This window comes from Chromobacterium amazonense, assembly GCF_001855565.1.
GTDB lineage: Bacteria > Pseudomonadota > Gammaproteobacteria > Burkholderiales > Chromobacteriaceae > Chromobacterium > Chromobacterium amazonense.
Window position 1 is genome coordinate 36,684 of sequence record NZ_MKCR01000034.1, and the last position, 17,772, is coordinate 54,455.

22 protein-coding genes are annotated in these 17,772 nt (G+C 64.6%); 8 read left to right on the forward strand and 14 right to left on the reverse strand.

Annotation, left to right across the window (positions count from 1 at the left end):
* Window positions 1-22: 22 nt before the first annotated feature.
* The 9 genes from BI343_RS18460 to dapC form a co-directional block, all read right to left on the reverse strand.
* Window positions 23-361, reverse strand: a complete 339-nt coding sequence (locus BI343_RS18460) for a zinc ribbon domain-containing protein YjdM (protein ID WP_071110834.1) — start codon at window positions 359-361, stop codon at window positions 23-25.
* 296 nt (window positions 362-657) lie between these two features.
* Complete coding sequence (locus tag BI343_RS18465) at window positions 658-1,482, reverse strand: MlaA family lipoprotein (protein WP_071110835.1); 825 nt, start codon at window positions 1,480-1,482, stop codon at window positions 658-660.
* 1 nt (window position 1,483) lies between these two features.
* On the reverse strand, window positions 1,484-1,771 hold the full coding sequence (locus BI343_RS18470) for an STAS domain-containing protein (protein ID WP_071110836.1): 288 nt from the start codon (window positions 1,769-1,771) through the stop codon (window positions 1,484-1,486).
* A complete protein-coding gene (locus BI343_RS18475) occupies window positions 1,771-2,403 on the reverse strand; it encodes an MlaC/ttg2D family ABC transporter substrate-binding protein (RefSeq protein ID WP_043626826.1) in 633 nt (210 codons plus the stop codon). The genes BI343_RS18470 and BI343_RS18475 overlap by 1 nt, the downstream gene beginning before the upstream one ends.
* An 86-nt stretch (window positions 2,404-2,489) precedes the next feature.
* Window positions 2,490-2,966, reverse strand: a complete 477-nt coding sequence (mlaD, locus tag BI343_RS18480) for an outer membrane lipid asymmetry maintenance protein MlaD (RefSeq protein ID WP_043626823.1) — start codon at window positions 2,964-2,966, stop codon at window positions 2,490-2,492.
* Between the two features lie 11 nt (window positions 2,967-2,977).
* Complete coding sequence (mlaE, locus tag BI343_RS18485; protein ID WP_071110837.1) at window positions 2,978-3,763, reverse strand: lipid asymmetry maintenance ABC transporter permease subunit MlaE; 786 nt, start codon at window positions 3,761-3,763, stop codon at window positions 2,978-2,980.
* Window positions 3,756-4,574, reverse strand: coding sequence for an ABC transporter ATP-binding protein (locus tag BI343_RS18490; RefSeq protein ID WP_071110838.1), 819 nt, complete (start codon window positions 4,572-4,574; stop codon window positions 3,756-3,758). The genes mlaE and BI343_RS18490 overlap by 8 nt, the downstream gene beginning before the upstream one ends.
* A 348-nt stretch (window positions 4,575-4,922) precedes the next feature.
* Window positions 4,923-5,744 carry a 2,3,4,5-tetrahydropyridine-2,6-dicarboxylate N-succinyltransferase gene (dapD, locus tag BI343_RS18495; RefSeq protein ID WP_071110851.1) on the reverse strand — a complete coding sequence of 274 codons (822 nt, stop codon included), beginning with the start codon at window positions 5,742-5,744 and terminating at the stop codon, window positions 4,923-4,925.
* A gap of 75 nt (window positions 5,745-5,819) precedes the next feature.
* Complete coding sequence (gene dapC / locus BI343_RS18500; RefSeq protein WP_071110839.1) at window positions 5,820-7,025, reverse strand: succinyldiaminopimelate transaminase; 1,206 nt, start codon at window positions 7,023-7,025, stop codon at window positions 5,820-5,822.
* Between the two features lie 54 nt (window positions 7,026-7,079).
* On the opposite strand from dapC, the gene BI343_RS18505 reads away from it, so the two are divergent.
* A complete protein-coding gene (locus tag BI343_RS18505) occupies window positions 7,080-7,991 on the forward strand; it encodes a DMT family transporter (RefSeq protein WP_071110840.1) in 912 nt (303 codons plus the stop codon).
* Window positions 7,992-8,010: 19 nt separating this feature from the next.
* The gene (locus BI343_RS18510) at window positions 8,011-8,589 is read left to right on the forward strand and encodes a GNAT family N-acetyltransferase (RefSeq protein ID WP_071110852.1); all 579 of its coding nucleotides are present in this window, start codon (window positions 8,011-8,013) and stop codon (window positions 8,587-8,589) included.
* Between the two features lie 51 nt (window positions 8,590-8,640).
* Here the strand turns inward: BI343_RS18510 and BI343_RS18515 are convergent, their stop codons facing one another.
* The 3 genes from BI343_RS18515 to BI343_RS18525 form a co-directional block, all read right to left on the reverse strand.
* Window positions 8,641-9,150: a hypothetical protein gene (locus BI343_RS18515; protein WP_071110841.1), complete on the reverse strand. Its 510-nt coding sequence runs from the start codon at window positions 9,148-9,150 to the stop codon at window positions 8,641-8,643.
* 370 nt (window positions 9,151-9,520) lie between these two features.
* Window positions 9,521-9,748, reverse strand: coding sequence for a SlyX family protein (locus tag BI343_RS18520; protein WP_083341072.1), 228 nt, complete (start codon window positions 9,746-9,748; stop codon window positions 9,521-9,523).
* 1 nt (window position 9,749) lies between these two features.
* Window positions 9,750-11,063 carry a Na+/H+ antiporter family protein gene (locus tag BI343_RS18525; protein ID WP_043626806.1) on the reverse strand — a complete coding sequence of 438 codons (1,314 nt, stop codon included), beginning with the start codon at window positions 11,061-11,063 and terminating at the stop codon, window positions 9,750-9,752.
* A gap of 208 nt (window positions 11,064-11,271) precedes the next feature.
* Here BI343_RS18525 and BI343_RS18530 point away from each other — a divergent pair, with 208 nt between their 5' ends.
* Both BI343_RS18530 and BI343_RS18535 read left to right on the forward strand, forming a co-directional pair.
* On the forward strand, window positions 11,272-11,568 hold the full coding sequence (locus BI343_RS18530) for a DUF2325 domain-containing protein (RefSeq protein ID WP_043626803.1): 297 nt from the start codon (window positions 11,272-11,274) through the stop codon (window positions 11,566-11,568).
* Between the two features lie 237 nt (window positions 11,569-11,805).
* The gene (locus BI343_RS18535) at window positions 11,806-12,201 is read left to right on the forward strand and encodes an acyl-CoA thioesterase (RefSeq protein ID WP_071110842.1); all 396 of its coding nucleotides are present in this window, start codon (window positions 11,806-11,808) and stop codon (window positions 12,199-12,201) included.
* 149 nt (window positions 12,202-12,350) lie between these two features.
* On the opposite strand, the gene BI343_RS18540 is transcribed toward BI343_RS18535, so the two are convergent.
* Window positions 12,351-13,070: an ArsR/SmtB family transcription factor gene (locus tag BI343_RS18540; protein WP_071110843.1), complete on the reverse strand. Its 720-nt coding sequence runs from the start codon at window positions 13,068-13,070 to the stop codon at window positions 12,351-12,353.
* Between the two features lie 80 nt (window positions 13,071-13,150).
* On the opposite strand from BI343_RS18540, the gene BI343_RS18545 reads away from it, so the two are divergent.
* The 3 genes from BI343_RS18545 to BI343_RS18555 are packed head-to-tail and all read left to right on the forward strand — an operon-like array spanning window position 13,151 to window position 15,212.
* A complete protein-coding gene (locus BI343_RS18545) occupies window positions 13,151-13,777 on the forward strand; it encodes a DUF6058 family natural product biosynthesis protein (RefSeq protein WP_071110844.1) in 627 nt (208 codons plus the stop codon).
* The gene (locus tag BI343_RS18550) at window positions 13,774-14,868 is read left to right on the forward strand and encodes a cytochrome P450 family protein (protein ID WP_071110845.1); all 1,095 of its coding nucleotides are present in this window, start codon (window positions 13,774-13,776) and stop codon (window positions 14,866-14,868) included. Before BI343_RS18545 ends, BI343_RS18550 begins: the two co-directional genes overlap by 4 nt.
* On the forward strand, window positions 14,865-15,212 hold the full coding sequence (locus BI343_RS18555; RefSeq protein ID WP_071110846.1) for an antibiotic biosynthesis monooxygenase family protein: 348 nt from the start codon (window positions 14,865-14,867) through the stop codon (window positions 15,210-15,212). Before BI343_RS18550 ends, BI343_RS18555 begins: the two co-directional genes overlap by 4 nt.
* Here the strand turns inward: BI343_RS18555 and BI343_RS18560 are convergent.
* Window positions 15,204-15,980 (reverse strand): class I SAM-dependent methyltransferase, encoded by a 777-nt coding sequence (locus tag BI343_RS18560; RefSeq protein WP_071110847.1) that lies wholly within the window; start codon window positions 15,978-15,980, stop codon window positions 15,204-15,206. The genes BI343_RS18555 and BI343_RS18560 overlap by 9 nt on opposite strands.
* 321 nt (window positions 15,981-16,301) lie before the next feature.
* On the opposite strand from BI343_RS18560, the gene BI343_RS18565 reads away from it, so the two are divergent.
* Window positions 16,302-17,772, forward strand: a 1,471-nt coding sequence (locus BI343_RS18565; protein ID WP_139165788.1) for a DUF4347 domain-containing protein, incomplete at its 3' end; no start/stop codon positions are given.

Below are 17,772 nucleotides of genomic sequence, written 5' to 3' on the forward strand. Positions count from 1 at the left end.
GGCGCACCGGCCTGGAGGCGGCTCAGGCCTTCTTGACGAACTCTGACTTCAGTCCCATCGCGCCGATGCCGTCGATCTTGCAGTCGATGTCGTGGTCGCCGTCCACCAGGCGGATATTCTTGACCTTGGTGCCGACCTTTACCACCAGCGACGAGCCCTTGACCTTCAAATCCTTGATCACGGTGACGCTGTCGCCATCCTGCAGCACGTTGCCGACGGCGTCGCGCACCACGCGGGCTTCTTCCGAGGCGGCGGCGGTCTCGCCGGACCACTCATGGGCGCATTCCGGGCAGACGAACAAGGCGCTGTCCTGATAAGTGAATTCCGATCCGCATTGCGGACAGGCGGGCAATTGGCTCATGGTGTTTCCTGACAAATAAAGAATGAAAAACAGCCGCCCGCGCGCGAAAGGCGCGTGGCGGCCGGGGTATTGTAACCTTACTGGCGCAAGGGCTGCTGGTCCGCGTGTTTGCGCGGGGGCATGAGCGGCAAAAAACAGCGCGCCGTCCTGGGGGCGGCGCGCTTGTATGGGGCGGTCGGGCCTTAGAGCTGCTAACAAAAATCCTGATGCTGCGTTGCGCCGGCTTGTCGTACTCAAGTACTGCCTGCGTCGGCGCGCCTTGCCTCAGCCGTGAAACTGATATTTGTTAGCCACTCTTATTGGGCGGCCGAGGCCACCGCTTTGACAGAACTAGCCGGCGCCGAAGCGTCGACGGCGTGAGCCGCCGGAGCGGAGCTGTCGCGCTTGCCGCCTGGGCTGTCCATCAGCTCGTCCAGATTCAGGTTGTCCGTCGGCTGGGTCGGGTCAGGCTGTCCCAGCTGCTTGGCGCGCAGCTGCATGTAGACGTCGCGGGTGTAGCTGTAGCGGTCCACCGCGGCGGTGTCCAGCAGATTGTCCACGCCCAGATACTTGGCGCGGGTGCTGACGCCATACACGCTATAGAAGGCGATGGCTTCGTTGGTGTTGTGATAGATCAGCTTTTCCGGACCCGGGCCGGCCAGCGAGGTGGTCAGGCCGGCGCTGTCGCGCACGGTGGACGGGCCGAAGAACGGCAGCACGAAGTAGTTGCTGTTTTTCCAGCCCCAGGCGGCCAAGGTGTCGCCAAAGGTGGTCTTGTTGTTCTTCAGGCCGGCTGGCGTGGCGATGTCGAGCAGGCCGAACAAGCCGAAGCCGGTATTGATCGCCACGCGCATGAAGTCGTTGGCGGCTTTTTCCGGTTCGGCGCGCAATACGTTGAAGGCGAAACTGTAGACGTCCTTCAGGTTGTCGAAGAAATTGCTGACGCCAGTGCGGAGCGGCGAGGGCACTACGGCCTGATAGCCTTGGGCCACCGGCTTGATCACCCACTGGTCCGCTTTGTCGTTGACCGTGAACATCGCGCGGTTGTACGGCTCATAGGGATCGTAGGCGGCGCTGGGATTACTGGCGCAGCCGGCCAGCAACAAGGTGGCGGCGACGGCAAGGGTGCGTGCGCGACGCATGTCACTCTCCGGAGGATAGTAGCGGTTCAAGATTGTACAGGCTGGCCAGTGAGGATAGGCCGGCCGGCACACCGATCAAGGTCAGCCTATGGCCGGCGGCGGCGGCGGCGCGATGCGCCTCCAGCAGCAGCGCCAGCGCGGCGGAGTCGGCGGCTTCGATCCCGGATAGGTCCAGCCGCAACGGACCTTGCGCCGCCAGGCTGGCCAGCGGCGCCAGCACGGCGCCGCTGCTGGCCATGTCGATGCGGCCGGACAGGCTGGCCGCGCCAGGTGCGGTATGGTTCAGCATCAGCCTTTGCTCTTGGCGGCGGGCGCGGCGGCAACCGGCGCGGCGTTCTTGTCCTGCAGCAGCTTGATCAGGCCGTCCACGCCGGTCTTGCGGATTTCCTCATTGAAGCTGTTGCGGTACACGGTGACCAGGCTGGCGCCTTCCACGCTGACGTTGTAGATCTTCCAGCCCTTGTCGCCTTTGTACATCACGTAGTCCACGGCTACCGGGTTGGCGTTGCCCGGCAGGGTCACGCTGGACTTGACGGTGGCATCCTTGCCGTTGGCGCTGACGATCGGATTGGGCTGGACGTTGACCTGCGCGGTCTTGAAGCGGGTCATGGTGGAGGAGTAGGTGCGGACCAGCAGGGTCTGGAACTGCTGGGTCAGCTGCTCGCGCTGCTCAGGGGTGGCCTGGCGCCAGCCCAGGCCGACGGCCAGCGCGGTCATGCGCGGGAAGTCGAACAGCGGCACGGCGACGGTTTCGGCTTGCTGGCGCACTTGCTTGGTGTTCTTGCCGTTGTCCTGTTTCAGGATGTCCAGCACTTGGCGCGAGCCGTCCTTGATGATTTCAACCGGATTGTCGGAAGCCGCCAGCACGGAGGCGGACGACAGACCGAGCATGAGACAGAACAGGGTAAACAGTTTTTTCATTTTCAATATTCCATTTTCGCGAATCTTGCGGCGCCGGCAGCCATCATGGCGTCGGCGCCGCGTGAGGGCCGGCCAAGGCCGGACGTTTATTTCGACTGGCTGCTGTTGTCCTTGCCGGTAAAGCCGGTCATGAATTTGCCGATCAGCTGTTCCAGCACCATGGCCGAGGAGGTGATGGTGATGGTGCCGCCCGGCGCCAGATTGTTTTCCGATCCTCCCTGCTGCAGGCCGATGTACTGCTCGCCAAGCAGGCCGGAGGTCAGGATGGAGGCGCTGACGTCGTCGCTGAGCAGATACTGCTTGTCGATGTTCATCGCCACGCGGGCGCGGTAAGTCTTGGGGTCGAGCCGGATATCGCTTACGCGGCCCACCACCACGCCGGCTTCCTTGACCGGCGCCTTCGCCTTCAGGCCGCCGACGTTGTCGAAGTCGGCGTACACCACATAGGTCTGCGCGGCGCTTTGCGGTGTCAGATTAGCCACTTTCAGCGACAGGAAGGTGACGGCGGCAATGCCCAATGCGACAAAGATGCCGACCCATAGATCAATGGTAGAGCGTTTCATTCGTTTTTTTCCTAGAACATGAAGGCGGTCAGCACGAAGTCCAGCGCCAGGATCACCAGCGCCGAGGTGACCACGGTGCGGGTGGTGGCGGCCGACACCCCGGCGGCGGTCGGATTGGCGTCGTAGCCTTCGAACACGGCGATCAGCGTGACGGCGACGCCGAAGCACAGGCTCTTGATCAGGCCGTTGATCACGTCGTAGTGCAGGTCCACATTGCCCTGCATCTGCGACCAGAAGGTGCCGGCGTCCAGGCCTATCATCACCACGCCCACCAGATAGCCGCCGAACACGCCGACGACGTTGAACAGCGCGGCCAGGATGGGCATGGAGATCACGCCGGCCCAGAAGCGCGGCGCCACGACGCGGGCGATCGGGTCCACCGCCATCACGCTCATCGCGTCCAGCTGCTCGGTGGTTTTCATCAGGCCGATTTCGGCCGTCATCGCGCTGCCGGCGCGGCTGGCGAACAACAGCGCGGCCAGCACCGGGCCCAGCTCGCGCAGCAGCGCCAGCGCCACCATGGCGCCCAGCGCGTCGGCGGAGCCGAACTTGACCAGCGTGGTGTAGCCCTGCAGGCCCAACACCATGCCGACGAACAGACCCGACACCACGATGATGATCAGCGACATCACGCCGGCGAAGTAGATCTCGCGTATGGTCAGTTGCAGCCGCAGCAGGCTCTGTCCGCTGTTGGCCAGGATGGCCAGCAGGAAACGGCTGATGAAGCCGAGCCGCCACACCCCGTTGATGGTGAGGTGGCCGAGACGGCGCAGCGGCGAAGTCATCCAATCAAGCATGCGCGCCTCCTTGCAGGCCCAGGTCGGCCGCCAGGGCGGTGGCGGCCGGATAGCTGTAATGCACCGGGCCGTCGGCCTCGCCGTTGACGAATTGGCGCACCCACGGCGAATCGGAATTGCGCACTTCGTCCGGCGAACCCTGGGCGATGACCTGGCCGCCGGCGACGAACAGCACGTGGTCGACGATTTCCAGCGATTTGTGCACGTCGTGCGTCACCATCACGGCGGTGGTGCCGAGCGCGTCGTTGAGTTTCTTGATCAAGAGCGCGATCACGCCCAGCGAGATCGGGTCCAGGCCGGTGAACGGCTCGTCGTACAACATCAGCTGCGGATCGAGCGCGATGGCGCGCGCCAGCGCCACGCGGCGCGCCATGCCGCCGGACAGCTCGGCCGGCATCAGCTGCTGGGTGCCGCGCAGGCCCACCGCCTCCAGCTTCAGGGTGACGAGGTCGCGGATCATGCTTTCCGGCAGCTTGGTGTGCTCGCGCAGCGGGAAGGCGACGTTCTCCGCCACGTTGAGGTCGGTGAACAGGGCGCCGAACTGGAACAGCATGCCCATGCGGCGGCGGTGCTGGTACAGCTCGGCCTTGCTCATCCGCGCGATGTCCGCGCCGTCGATCAGCACCTGGCCGGATTGCGGCCGGATCTGGCCGGAGATCAATCGCAGCAGCGTGGTCTTGCCGCTTCCGCTGCCGCCCATGACGGCGACCAGCTTGCCGCGCGGCACGCCGAGAGTGAGATTTTTCAGGATGGGCCGGTCGCCGTAGGCGAAGCTGACGTTCCTGAATTCAATGAAATAGTCTGAGGACACGAAATTTCCAAACAGCTTGCAAGGAGAGTCCGCTGTATGACCCCGGCTGGACGGCGAAATTCCGCCGTTGGCGCCGCGGTGGCGGAACGGAGCTGCGACGCGAAGGGAAGTACACGGCAATCGCCGGGCGGGCCGATTTTATGGGAGCGTGCTATTCCGTACGCGAATAGCCGGATTTTATAGCGTTGGCGGCTTAGCGCCAAATATAGCTATGTTACCAAGTGCAAAATTGACGCAGCATCAACCATATTGACATGGTTTGATTGACAGCGCGGGCCGGCGCGTGCCCGGCGGGCGGCCGCAGCCGAGGGGAGATGACGGGCCGGCAGGGCCAGCCCGTCCAGTGGTTTACACGCCGCGCAGTAGCTCGTTGATGCTGGTTTTGCTGCGGGTCTGCGCATCCACTTTCTTGACGATGACGGCGCAGTACAGGCTGTGGCTGCCGTCCTTGGAAGGCAGGTTGCCCGATACCACCACCGAGCCCGGCGGCACGCGGCCGTACATTACTTCGCCGGTTTCGCGGTCGTAGATTTTGGTGGACTGGCCGATGTAGACGCCCATCGAGATGACCGAACCTTCGCCGACGATCACGCCTTCGACGATTTCCGAGCGCGCGCCGATGAAGCAGTTGTCCTCGATGATGGTCGGGTTGGCCTGCAGCGGCTCCAGCACGCCGCCGATGCCGACGCCGCCGGACAGGTGCACGTTCTTGCCGATCTGGGCGCAGGAGCCGACGGTGGCCCAGGTGTCCACCATGGTGCCTTCATCCACATAAGCGCCGATATTGACGTAGGACGGCATCAGCACGGTGTTCTTGGCGATGAAGCTGCCCTTGCGCGCCACGGCGCCCGGCACCACGCGGAAGCCGGCTTCCTGGAAGCGGGCCTGGCTCCACTCGGCGAACTTGGTGTCCACCTTGTCGAAGTAGCGGTTGACGCCGTCGTCCAGCACGGCGTTGTCGCGGATGCGGAAGGACAGCAGCACGGCTTTCTTCACCCACTGGTTCACCACCCAATCGTCGCCGTGTTTCTCCGCGACGCGCAGATGGCCGTTGTCCAGTTCGGCGATGACCTGCTCGATGGCGGCCTTCAGTTCCGGCGATACGGTGGCGGGGGTGATTTCGGCGCGTTTCTCGAATGCCTGCTCGATCAGGCTTTGGATCGGATGCATCTGGTTCAGTCCTTTGGCAATGTGAATCGAAGTCGTCATCTAAATCATTCAATCTGGTCGGGGTGGTTCGAAAGCTCAGGCCGAGCTGGCCGGCTGGCGGCTGCGGCAGAACGCGGCCATTCTGCGCGCCGCGGCCAGGCATTCCGCCGGTTCCGCCACCAGCGCGATGCGGATATAGCCGCGGCCGGGATTGCCGCCGTGGGCGTCGCGGGCCAGGTAGCTGCCGGGCAGCACCGTCACGTGCTGTTGCTCGAACAGCGCGCGGGCGAAGCCGACATCGTCGCCGTCCGGCACCTTGGCCCACAGATAGAAGCCGGCATCCGGCATGGCGACGTCCAGCACAGGCGCCAACAGCGGCAGCACGGCGGCGAATTTGGCGGCATAGGCCGCCCGGTTGGACTCGACGTGCGCCTCGTCGTTCCAGGCGGCGATGCTGGCCGCTTGCACCGTCAGGCTCATCGCGCTGCCGTGGTAGGTGCGGTACAGCAGGAATTTCTCCAGTATGGCGGCATCGCCGGCGACGAAGCCGGAGCGCATGCCGGGCACATTGGAGCGCTTGGACAGGCTGGTCAGCATCACCAGCCTGTCCAGGCCGCGGCCCAGCGCGTGCGCGGCGGATAGGCCGCCCAGCGGCGGCTGGTCGAAGTAAATTTCCGAATAGCACTCGTCGCTGGCGATCACGAAACCGTAGCGGTCGGACAGCGCGAACAGCTTGTCCCAGTCCGCCAGGCCCATCACCGCGCCGGTGGGGTTGCCCGGGCTGCAGACGATCACCAACTGAGCGCGGCGCCAGACGTTGTCCGGCACGCTGTCCCAGTCAGGCTGGAAGCGACGCGCCGCCTCGGAGTTCAGGTAGTACGGTTCGGCGCCGGCCAGCAGTGCCGCGCCCTCGTAAATCTGGTAAAAAGGATTGGGAGAGATCACTACCGGTTTGTCGCCGCCGCTGGCGTCGATCAAACACTGCGTCAGCGCGAACAATGCCTCGCGGCTGCCGTTGACCGGCAGCACCTGGCGCGCCGGGTCCAGCGCCACGCCATAGCGGCGCTCGGCCCAGTCGGCGCAGGCCTGGCGCAAGGCCGGGGTGCCCTGAGTGGCCGGATAGCCGGACAAGCCGGCCAAGTTGGCGCACAGCGCGTCCTTCACCAACTGCGGCGCCGGGTGTTTGGGCTCGCCCATCGCCAGGCTGATGTGCGGCAGCTCGGATGGCGGCTCGGCGCCAGCCAGCAGCGCGGCCAGCCTTTGGAACGGGTACGGATGCAATTGGGCCAGGCGGGGGTTCAAGGCGTCTCTCCATCAAAAAAATCGGCACGGCAATCGACCATCTTAAGAACAGCGATGACACCTGTAAAACAAAAATTTCTCGCCACTTCCGGCATCCTCACCACTGCGCTGGTATGGGCGCTGATGTGGTACCCGTTCCGCAGCCTCAGCCAACAGGGCGTCAGCGTGCCTATGGCCTCCTTGGGAACGTATCTGATCACCATTGCCCTGGGCGTGACCTTGTTCTTCAAGCTGTACCGGCGGCAGTTTCGTTTCGAGCCGCCCCTATTGTTGCTGATGCTGGTATTTGGCTGGTGCAACTTCAGCTACACCCTGGCGGTGGCCGAGGGGCAGGTGATGCGCGTGCTGCTGTTGTTTTACCTGTCGCCGCTGTGGACTGCGCTGTTTTCGCGATTATTGCTGCATGAGAAGCTGACCCGCAGCGGCTGGCTGGTGGTGGCGCTGTCCCTGCTGGGGTGCTTTGTCTTCCTCTATCGGCCTGGCTTGTTGTCCGGCGCTTTGCCGTTGACGCAGGGCTATGAATGGCTGGCCCTGTCAGGCGGCATGGCTTTCGCCTTCGGCAACGTGATCAGCCGCAGGCTGCACACCATTCCAATCCCGGTGAAGTCGGCGACCATCTGGTTCGGCGTGGCGTTTTTTGGCGCGGCCAGCCTGTTCCAGAGCGGCGAGCTGGCCAGCATGTTGACCATCCCGCCGCAGAGCTGGCTGGTGCTGGCCATTTTGGGGGTGGTGTTGCTGTGCACCAGCGTGATTTCGCAAAACGGCGTGTCAATCCTGCCGGCGACGCAGGCGATGACGCTGATGCTGATGGAGCTGGTGTTCGCCGCGATATCGGCCTATCTGCTGGCCGGCGAAGCGATGACGCTGCAGGAGTGGCTCGGCGGCGCCTTGATCGCCGGCGCCAGCCTGTTGTCGGGCAAGATGACGCAGCCCGCGCCGCATCCCCGCGCGCAAAACGTGGCATGACATGAAGACGGGAGACAAGATGCAGATCAGACCGATGGCGCCGCAGGATTTCGCGGCGTTCTGGCCGATATTCCGCGACATCGTGGCCGCGCGCGAAACCTATGCCTTCGATCCCGAGATGGACCAAGCCAGCGCCCGCCGGCTGTGGTGCGAAACGCCGCTGGAGACTTGGTTGGCGGAGGAGCAGGGGGAGATCCTGGGCAGCTATTTTCTGAAACCCAATGCCGCCGGCCCGGGCGGGCATGTCGGCAATTGCGGCTATATGGTGTCGCCGGCCGCGCGCGGCAAGGGCGTGGCCCGCGCCATGTGCGAGCATTCGCAGCAGCGCGCGCGGGCGCGCGGCTTTCTGGCCCTGCAGTTCAATAGCGTGGTGGCCTGCAATGCGCCGGCGGTGGCGCTGTGGCAGAAAATGGGATTCGACATCGTCGGCCGGCTGCCGCGCGCCTATCGCCATGCGACGCAAGGCTTGGTGGACTGCCTGGTGATGTACAAGTGGCTGGCGGAAGAAAAGAAGCCGACGATGCCAGAGCCGGCCGCGCTGATCGGGCGCAAGAATATCGAGGCTTCGGTGTCGCGGCGGCGCAGGCGGGAGGAGTGAAATGGAAAACCGCCGGACCGGCGTGCTGCCGGTCTGGCGGTAACGGCGAGGCTACAGGCTGCTCAGATATTGCTGCAGCGCCTTGATGTTGGCCTCGTAGGCGGTCGGGGCGCCCAGTTCGACGCTGCCGCTGCGCACGTAGTAAGCGAAAGGCACGGCGCGAGTGTCGAAGAAGGGCAGGAAATCATCCGGCTGCAGCGTGGTGCCGTTCAAGCCAATCGCCCAGTTGTTGGCCTTGTAGCGGTTCAACTGCTCGATCACGCCATGCACGGCCAGCCCCTCGGCGCTGCGGATCAGCGCGATGTAGTGGTTCAGCGTGTCGATGTTGATCTGATAGGCCGCCGGCTCGCCGACGCTGACGCCTTGGGCGCGGACATAGTAGCTGAACGGCAGCTGGCGTTCGGTGAAGAAGGCCAGGAAATTATCCGGCGCCAGATTGTCGCCATTCAGGCCGATGGCCCAATTCTTGGACTGATACTCCTTCAGCTGCTTGATCACGCCGTTGACGGCTTCGATTTCCTGTTTGGCCGGAACGTTCACTGCGATAGTGTTGTGCGCCATGATGTGCAACTCCTGTGATGGGGGAAGAGATCAACAGGGTTGGGCGAGGCGGCAGAGACGGCGGACCAGCGTCATGAAGTGTCTCCCGGCTGTGGGGTTGGAGGCCGCCGATGGCGGTGGATGGACTGAGCTTAGCGATAGCGATGGCCGGGAGGCTACTGATCTATCTGTCTGCAGCCTTTTGTGGTTTTTTATTCTATAAAATTAAATTGCATAATATGTTTTTAATCAATAAATCGAATTTGCTTAGCATTGATGCTGCATAGGCTTCAGGTATGAAAACGCCCGAACCGTTGCCGGTGCGGGCGCATATGGCTGATGCATTCCTCACGCCTTCTCGCAGGCGCGGTTGACTTGCGGCGCCGCGCGCTCAGTAATGCGGCGGGATTTCGTCGCGCAGCGAGCCGCCGGGCGCGTCGTCCGGCTGCGCGTTCCTGAACTGCTGGTACAGCAGGCGGATCTGCTGCTGCAGCAGGTCGATTTCCTTCTGCTGGCGGGCGACGGTGGCGTTGAGCGCGTCCAAGAGCTCGTCCTGGAAGGCGAGGCGCACTTCCAGCGCCTCGACGCGGTTTTCGTTTTCGGTGTTCATGCCCGCCATTCTACAACACCATGGCAGCTATCCAGCCTGCCGCCATCAGCGGCAGGTTGAAATGCAGGAAGGTGGGGATCACCGTGTCGCGGATGTGGTCGTGCTGGCCGTCCAGGCTCAAGCCGGAGGTTGGCCCCATGGTGGAGTCCGAGGCCGGAGAGCCGGCGTCGCCCAAGGCGCCAGCGGTGCCGATGATGGCCACGGTGGCCATCGGCGAGAAGCCCAGATGCGCGCACAGCGGCACGTAGATGGCGGTGAGGATGGGCACGGTGGAGAACGAGGAGCCGATGCCCAGCGTCACCGTCATGCCGATGGCCAGCATCGCCAGGGCCGCCAGCGAGCGCTGGCCCTCGAACAGCGCGGCGCCGGCCTTGACCAGCGGCGCGATCTCGCCGCTGGCGCGCAGCACCTCGGCGAAACCCTGGGCGGTGATCATGGTGAAGCCCACCATCGCCATCATCTTCATGCCTTCGTTGAACACGCCGTCGGCGTCTTTCCATTTGACTACCCCCGTCGCCAGGAAAAGCAGGAAGCCGGACAGCGCGCCCATGATCATCGAGCCGGTATACAGCTGCACCGAGAAGGCCGCGACGATGGCGGCGCAGGCGGTGGCCAGCGATTTGCGGCTGACGCGGGCGTGGGTGCGCTCGGCGTTTTCGATCTTGCCCAGCGAATAGCGGCGCGGCTTGCGGTAGCTGACGAACACCGCCGACAGCAGGCCGGCCACCATGCCCAGCGCCGGTATCGCCATCGCGTGCATCACGTTGATGCCCGAGGTGTCCATGCCGGCTTTGATGGCGTTGCCCAGCAGGATTTGCTTCAGATAGATGTCGCCGAAGCCCACCGGGAACACCATGTAAGGCGTCACCAGGCCGAAGGTGAGCACGCAGGCCACCAGCCGGCGGTCCAGTTGCAGCCGCGCCATCACGTACAGCAGCGGCGGGATCAGCATCGGGATGAAGGCGATGTGGATGGGCACCAGATTCTGGCTGGCGACGCTGACGCAGCCGAGCAGCGTGATCAGCGTCCACTTCAACTTGCCGTGCGCGCTGTGGTTCTCCAGTTTTTTCACGGCCAGATCAGCCATCGCATGCGGCAGGCCGGACTTGGCGATGGCGACGGCAAAGGCCCCCAGCAGGGCGTAGGACAGCGCCACCGAGGCGCCGCCAGTGATGCCGTTATTGAACGCGGCCAGGGTGGAAGACAGCGACAGCCCGCCGGCCAGGCCGCCGATCAGCGCCCCCAGCAGCAGGCTGATGACGACGTGGGTACGCAACAGAGTCAGGGTGAGCATGGCGCCCACGGCTAGTACAACGGCATTCATTTGTATAGACAAATCAGTAGCTTAGGCGCGCGTGCGCGGGGCGGGCAGGGTAGCCGGTTTTTACGGGGCTGTCGAGCGTAAGGGCCGCCGAGAGGCGCTATATGCTCAAACGTGATTAGCTTTTCACTCAATATTGCTAGGGGAAATTTAAAAAGCGTTTTACAGTCGTTTCATCACCTGAATCCGCGTGGCGCGGCAAGGAGGCAAGATGGAAGCGTTGCTGGTAGGGGCGGATAGCCTGGGCAATATTCCGGAAGTGTTGCGGAGCTATGATATCCGCATCGCCCGCCACATTTGTGGACGCAATGTCGCGCATCAACGGCGCGCGCCGCTGCCTGGCCGGCCGGATCTGCTGATCCTGTTGACCGACTTCCTCGGCCACAATGTGATGCGCAATTATCGCGACAGCGCGGCCGCGCTGGGCATTCCTGTGCTGGCTTGCCGCCGCTCCGCCACCGCGGTGGAGCAGCGCCTGCGCCATCATGGCTGGAGGCGGCTGTCATGATCTTCTCCGGCAACGAAAATTGGCTGGCCTGGTTGCTGGGCCGCACCGCCCTGCAGGCGCCGCCCAAGGTGGAATGGCGCCGAGCCGCGCCGCCGGCGGCCTTTCCCAAACGCTGAAACCGAATGGCTACGCTGGTTCCCCGGCCGCCGCTCTGCGAAACTCCCTGCCATCGTTGGCGTCCAAGCGGCTGGTCCGCGAGGGCGGACGCTTCACCGTTTCGAAACAGGGAACCGCTTGATGTCAGTCTTTTCCGTTGAATTCAAAGTGCGCGATTACGAGTGCGACATGCAGGGCATCGTCAACAACGGCGTGTATTTCAACTACCTGGAGCATGCCCGTCATGAGTTTTTGCTGGCCAAGGGCATAGACTTCGCCGCGCTGGCCCGCGACAAGATCAATCTGGTGGTGGTGCGATCGGAGATGGATTACAAGGCCTCGCTGACCAGCGGCGACACCTTCGTCGTCACCGTGGCTTTCGAGCCGGTGTCGCGGGTCCGCTTCGGCTTCCGTCAGCAAGTGATTCGTCAGGCCGATGGCAAGGTAGCGCTGGAGGGGCTGATCATCGGCACCGCCATCAACGAGCGCGGCAGGCCGGCGATTCCGGAAGGCTTCGCCGAGCGACTGACCGCCTGAAAAACCGATTTAGCCACGAAATACACGAAAAACACGGACGAAGGCCGGCTACCTGGGGCGGAGGGACGGCGGCTGTTGGTTTGCTACTGCGTTTTTCGCGCTTTCCGCGTGTTTCCGCAGCCGAGCACGCTTTCCGCCACGTCTTTCTATTAGTCCGATTCCGTCAGCGCCTCCGGCCGGATGCCCCACTGCTCGCGCAGAAAGGCTTGCCCGGCCGGCGTGACGCGCAGCGCGCGGCTGTCCTGCCGCCGCTCCACCCAATTGCGCTGTTGAAACTCCCGGCACAGCGCAGCGCCAAACGCGCCGGCCAGATGCGGCCGCCGCTCGCTCCAGTCCAGGCAGGCGCGCGCCAGCGGCCGCTTGCCGCCGCTTGGCGCCGTTACCCCCAGGGTAACGGCGAACCAGCGCCGTCCCGACGCCGTGACCTCGAACTGTCTTTCCTCATTCAGCAGCAACAGCCCATCCGCTTGCATCGCGTCGGCAATGGCGATGCCCAATCGGCCCGCCAAGTGATCGTAACAGGTGCGCGCCAGCCTGAGCTGCGGCGAAATCGGGCTGGCCGCGCGCGGTCGCTGCAGATCATGGCCATGGGCTGCCGCGCTCAAGGCTTCCAGCGCCTGGGCGATGGCGGCATTGGCGAGCAGGTAGTAGCGGTGGCGGCCATGCTGCTCCACTTTCACGGCTCCACCTTGCAATAGTTTGGCCAGATGGTTGCTGGCGCTCTGCGCGCTGAGGCCGGCATGACGGGCCAGCTCGCTGGCCGGATAGCTGCGGCCGTCCAGCAATAGAAGCAGCATGCGGGCGCGGCCGGGATCGGACAGCAGGCTGGCCAGGCGGCTGATGTCGGGCAGGTGGGCGCCGTTGCTCATGGTTCACTCCAGCGTGAAACATCATATGGGATGGCTGGCTACGATAGCGGCATCGAAAGCGCTAGCCAAGGAGTTCCGTCATGCAGGCCTTGTTGAATTATTTGCAAGCCCATTTTTTGAGTGAGTCGCAGCTACTGCATCGCAGTGGCCTGTCGCGGGAGCGATTGGCCCAGTTACAGCGTGAAGGGAGAACGCCGCTGCCATCCTATGCATTGCGCTGTTCGGGCGTGGTGGCGTCTTATTTCGGCGAGCAAGCGCTGGATGGCGAGTTGGCTTGGTATCCGCTGGCGACGGCGGAATGGCTGATTGAGGCGCAGCGCGCCGACGTGGCGGCGCTACGCGCGCGTTTCGAGCGCCGTTATCGGGCGGAGTGGGCCCGTCTGGCTGCGCAAGGGCTGGCCGATGCGGCAGATGGCTGTCTGGACGCGGAGTGGGCGCATTTCCTGGCCGGCACGTATGGGGTGTGCACCCGCCATGGCCGGGTGGAGGAGATTGCCGCCAAGAGCGCGGCTGTCGCCTTGATCGACCGCCTGACCGTATGCCAGACCCGCGCCGCCCTGCCGGCGGACGAGCTGGCCTTGTTGCGCCGGGCGGTGGATGTGCTGGACGAGGCGGCCGCGCTGTTCGCGCCGCATGAGCGGGCCGCCAGCTCGCGCGAGCGCTGCGTCAACCAGGCGCGGCGGCAATACTTGGGAGACGCGGCATGAGCGCCTGGCCGGAACATGCGCTGGCCGCCGCCAGCCATGCCGATCCGTATCCTTACTACCGCGAATTGGCGCGCCAGGGCTGGACGCGCGACGAAGGGCTGGGCCTATGGCTGGCCGCGTCGCACGCGGCGGCATCCGCCGTGCTGGCCAGTCCCGCCTGCCGGGTGCGGCCGCCCGGCGAGCCGGTGCCTGCCATATGGGCGGGTTCGCGAATGGGCGATACCTTAGGCCGCTGGCTGCGCATGAGCGAATCGCCTTGGCATCCGCCATTGCGCGCCGCCGTCGGCGCGGCGTTTGCCGCGATGCCGCTTTCCGCGGTGCAGGCCTGCGCGCGTCAATTGGCGGCGGCATTCTTGGCCGAGGGGGCGGTGACGGGCAAGCGTTTGGATGCGCTGACCGATTATCTGCCGGCGGCGACGCTGGCGGCCTTGCTGGGTTGGCCGGAACCGGCGCGTGGCCAGGTGGCCGCGCAAGTGGCGGCGCTCGCCCGCGCCCTGGCCGCGGATGCCGATGCGGAGGCGAGAGCGCGGGGCGAGGCGGCTTGCCGTGACCTGCTGGCGCAGTTGGCTTGCTTGCCGGCCTCGGGCTGGCTGGCTGCGTGGCGCCAGGCGTTTGCCGAACTCGGCGAGGCCAGCCTGCACGCCAATCTGGCGGGCATGCTGTTCCAGAGCTTCGACGCCGGCGCGGGGTTGATATCGGCCGGCATGGCCTGGCGCTGCGGCGCGCCGTGGGATGGCAACGATGACAAGGAATGGAACCGTCGGCTGCGGGCTGATCCGGTGCTGCATCACACCCGCCGCTTTGTTGCCGAGGAGGTCGAGTTGGCAGGGCAGCGCTTGCTTCCCGGCGATGTGGTGCTGGTGTTGCTGGCCGCCGCGGCGCAGGACCCGGCAGGGCCGGGCGAGGCGATGGATTTTGGCCGGAGCCGCCATGGTTGTCCCGGCGAGCGGCTGGCGCTCGCCATCGCAAAGGGCGCGCTGACGGCGCTTGAGTCGGCGCGGCCGGATTGGGCGGCTCTGGCCGGTTCTATTCGCTACCGCCATCTGCCCAATGCGCGGATACGCCGTTTCGGCGCAGGAGAGATGCGATGATCGCGGTGATTTTTGAAGTGACGCTGGCCGAAGGCGGGCGGGATGGCTATCTGGATTGGGCCGTGCGGCTGGCGGAAACGCTCCAGCATAGGGATGGCTTCCTCTCCATCGAACGTTTTCAAAGCCTGGCGCGGCCAGATACGCTGCTGTCTTTGTCGTTCTGGCGCGACGAGGCGGCGCTTGCCGCCTGGCGCAATCTGGAATCGCACCGGATGGCGCAGGCGGCGGGAAGGGGAGGGCTGTTCGCCGATTACCGGCTGCGGGTGGCGGCGGTGCTGCGCGATTACGGCATGACCGCGCGCGAACAGGCGCCGCCGGACAGCCGCGCCGCGCATTCAGCCTGAGGCCAGGGCCTTGATCACGTAGAGGTCGAAGCGGGTGGATTTGCCGTCCAGCACGGCGGACGGTTTGACGCCCGCTATCGGCGCGCCCAGCCGCGGCCGCTTGACCACCACGCGCACTTTGGCGGCGGCGATGGCGGCGGCCAACAGCTCGGCGCTGTCCATATCGTCGCCAATGACACGCTGGAAGGCCTGCATGTCCTTCTTGGCGGCGGCGGATTTCTTGTCGGTGTCGGGGAACATCGGATCGACGAATACCACGTCGGGACGCTCGGTCTCGGCCAGGCCGCTCAGCCAATCGCGCGAATTGGCGTGCACCAAGCCCATGCGCGCGGCGATGTCGCGGGTGGCCTCGTCGCGTTCGGCCCGCTCCAGCGCATCGGCCAGCAGCGCCGCCGCTACCGGCGAGCGCTCCACCATCGTCACCCGGCAGCCCAGGCTGGCCAGCACGAAGCTGTCGCGGCCCAGGCCGGCGGTGGCATCCACCACATAGGGCAAATCCTTCGCTCCTTTCAGCCCCACCGCCTTGGCTACCGGCTGGCCGCGGCCGCCGCCCTGCTCGCGGCGATGGCGCGCCGCGCCCTCGACGAATTCGGCATACACCGCGCCGTGCTTGCCGGTGGTCAGCAACGCCAGCCGCTCGCCGTTCAGCTCCAGCCAATAGCCGTCTGTCGGACGCGCTTTCACCAAAGGCAGCTGGAAGCGTGCGGCGAGGCGGCGTGCGGCGTCGAGGCGGACGGGTTCTGAGCAGTAAAGCGGGGTGGCGGTCATCGGGCATCCTTGAAAACGTATGCGCACGATACGGGATGCGTGTTTCTGCTGCAAGTTGGCATTTTTTGCTGGGTATGTTCAGGTCGGCTAAGTAATTTTAGCTAAAGCCCCTTTACGCATATAACATTTTTTAACGAGTGAAAATAGTCTATTCATCATAATTGAACACATACTGATCAGTGTGAGTCGCTACGGGACAAAGACTCGGCAGCCAAATCCTATCCGCCAGACGCAACTGGTGCTTGAACGGTTGGCGCTGGCGTGAATGAGGTGGCGCGCGGCTTTGTAAACGGCTCCGGGTGTGTTGTCGGGAGAATGGTCATGGCATGGTGGAAATCGACAAAACCGCAAGCGCAGTCTCGCGGCACGGAGCGTTCGTCCAATCGTCTGTTGCTGCAGGCCTTGGAGCCCAGAATGATGTTCGACGGCGCGGTGGCGGCTTCGTTGGGCCATGCGGCTCAGCATGTCGGAGAGATGCATAATGTGCTGGATGCCTCCGCCCAGCAACGACACGGCGAGGCCGCGCCGCCTCCGGCCGCGCCCAGCGCCGCGGCCGAATCCCATGCCGCCCCGGCTGCGGGTCCAAAAGACGGCGGCGTGCGGACCGCGTCCGCCAACGCGCCGCAGGTGGTGTTCGTCGAAAACGATGTCGCCAATCTGCAAAGCTTGGTGTCGCAACTGCCGTCCGGCTATCAGGTGGTGATTCTGGACAGCAGCAAGGACGGCTTGGCGCAGATCGCGCAGTGGGCGCAAACCCACAGCGGCTACGGCGCCATCCACATCATCTCGCACGGCCAGGAAAACGATCTGCAGCTGGGCACCACGGAGCTGACCACCGCCAATGTCGCCAGCCATCAGGCAGAATTGGCAGTTATAGGCCAGGCACTGCGTCCGGGGGGCGACATCCTGCTGTACGGCTGCGATGTGGCCGAGGGCAGCGACGGCGCGGCCTTGGTCAACGCCATCGCGCGGGAGAGCGGCCGGGTGACGGCCGCTTCCACCAACGCCACCGGCGCCGCCAGCCTGGGCGGCGACTGGACGCTGGAGTACGTCACCGGTCGCCTGGACGTGGCCGAGCTGGACCTGCCGGGCTATCACGGTCTGCTGACGCAGCCGACCAGCGGCACGACCACCTTCGACAATCTGGATGGCGCGGTCTACAACCCGTCTGGCAGCACGGACACGGCAACCAACCTGAATGGCTGGAACTTCGTCATGCAGCTGGGCCAGACCAATAACGGCAACCAGTCCATCATTGTCGAGAAACCCAGCACCGCGGAAACGGTGGATGCCTATTCCGATGGCACCATCCCCATCACCTATCTGAGCGTCAAGCCCAACGACAGTAGCCTGTTCACCCTCAACTCCATCGGCGTGGTGCTCAATGGCTACGACTCGGGCACCACCGGCGGCAGCGTCAAGTTGGTCGGCTATCTGAACGGTTCGGCGGTGTCTGGCGCCGTGCTGAGCCAGAACGTTGGCGATGTGCTGCAGGGCGGCGGCACGCTGGTGACTTTCAACGTTTCCGGCAATAGCGCCTTCCAAGGCATAGACTCCTTCCGGGTGCTGGCGGCATCGGGCCATACTATTACCGGCATGGTGGGGGTGGGCAGCATCAACGCCATCAATTTTCACTTTCCGGGGCCGACGCTGACCGCCAGCGGCGGCAGCAGCGCTTACAGCTCCGGTACTGGCAACACGGTGGCGGTGGACAGTGGCATCACGCTCAGCGATACCGCCGCCTCGACCCAAACCAGCGCCACGGTATCGATTACCGGCAACTTCCACAGCA

Coding starts and splice junctions, on each gene's coding strand:
- BI343_RS18460 (WP_071110834.1), bottom strand. CDS start 361: ATGAGCCAATTGCCCGCCTGTCCGCAATGCGGATCGGAATTCACTTAT.
- BI343_RS18465 (WP_071110835.1), bottom strand. CDS start 1,482: ATGCGTCGCGCACGCACCCTTGCCGTCGCCGCCACCTTGTTGCTGGCC.
- BI343_RS18470 (WP_071110836.1), bottom strand. CDS start 1,771: ATGCTGAACCATACCGCACCTGGCGCGGCCAGCCTGTCCGGCCGCATC.
- BI343_RS18475 (WP_043626826.1), bottom strand. CDS start 2,403: ATGAAAAAACTGTTTACCCTGTTCTGTCTCATGCTCGGTCTGTCGTCC.
- mlaD (WP_043626823.1), bottom strand. CDS start 2,966: ATGAAACGCTCTACCATTGATCTATGGGTCGGCATCTTTGTCGCATTG.
- mlaE (WP_071110837.1), bottom strand. CDS start 3,763: ATGCTTGATTGGATGACTTCGCCGCTGCGCCGTCTCGGCCACCTCACC.
- dapD (WP_071110851.1), bottom strand. CDS start 5,744: ATGCATCCGATCCAAAGCCTGATCGAGCAGGCATTCGAGAAACGCGCC.
- BI343_RS18505 (WP_071110840.1), top strand. CDS start 7,080: ATGACACCTGTAAAACAAAAATTTCTCGCCACTTCCGGCATCCTCACC.
- BI343_RS18510 (WP_071110852.1), top strand. CDS start 8,011: ATGCAGATCAGACCGATGGCGCCGCAGGATTTCGCGGCGTTCTGGCCG.
- BI343_RS18515 (WP_071110841.1), bottom strand. CDS start 9,150: ATGGCGCACAACACTATCGCAGTGAACGTTCCGGCCAAACAGGAAATC.
- BI343_RS18520 (WP_083341072.1), bottom strand. CDS start 9,748: ATGGCGGGCATGAACACCGAAAACGAAAACCGCGTCGAGGCGCTGGAA.
- BI343_RS18525 (WP_043626806.1), bottom strand. CDS start 11,063: ATGAATGCCGTTGTACTAGCCGTGGGCGCCATGCTCACCCTGACTCTG.
- BI343_RS18530 (WP_043626803.1), top strand. CDS start 11,272: ATGGAAGCGTTGCTGGTAGGGGCGGATAGCCTGGGCAATATTCCGGAA.
- BI343_RS18535 (WP_071110842.1), top strand. CDS start 11,806: ATGTCAGTCTTTTCCGTTGAATTCAAAGTGCGCGATTACGAGTGCGAC.
- BI343_RS18540 (WP_071110843.1), bottom strand. CDS start 13,070: ATGAGCAACGGCGCCCACCTGCCCGACATCAGCCGCCTGGCCAGCCTG.
- BI343_RS18545 (WP_071110844.1), top strand. CDS start 13,151: ATGCAGGCCTTGTTGAATTATTTGCAAGCCCATTTTTTGAGTGAGTCG.
- BI343_RS18550 (WP_071110845.1), top strand. CDS start 13,774: ATGAGCGCCTGGCCGGAACATGCGCTGGCCGCCGCCAGCCATGCCGAT.
- BI343_RS18555 (WP_071110846.1), top strand. CDS start 14,865: ATGATCGCGGTGATTTTTGAAGTGACGCTGGCCGAAGGCGGGCGGGAT.
- BI343_RS18560 (WP_071110847.1), bottom strand. CDS start 15,980: ATGACCGCCACCCCGCTTTACTGCTCAGAACCCGTCCGCCTCGACGCC.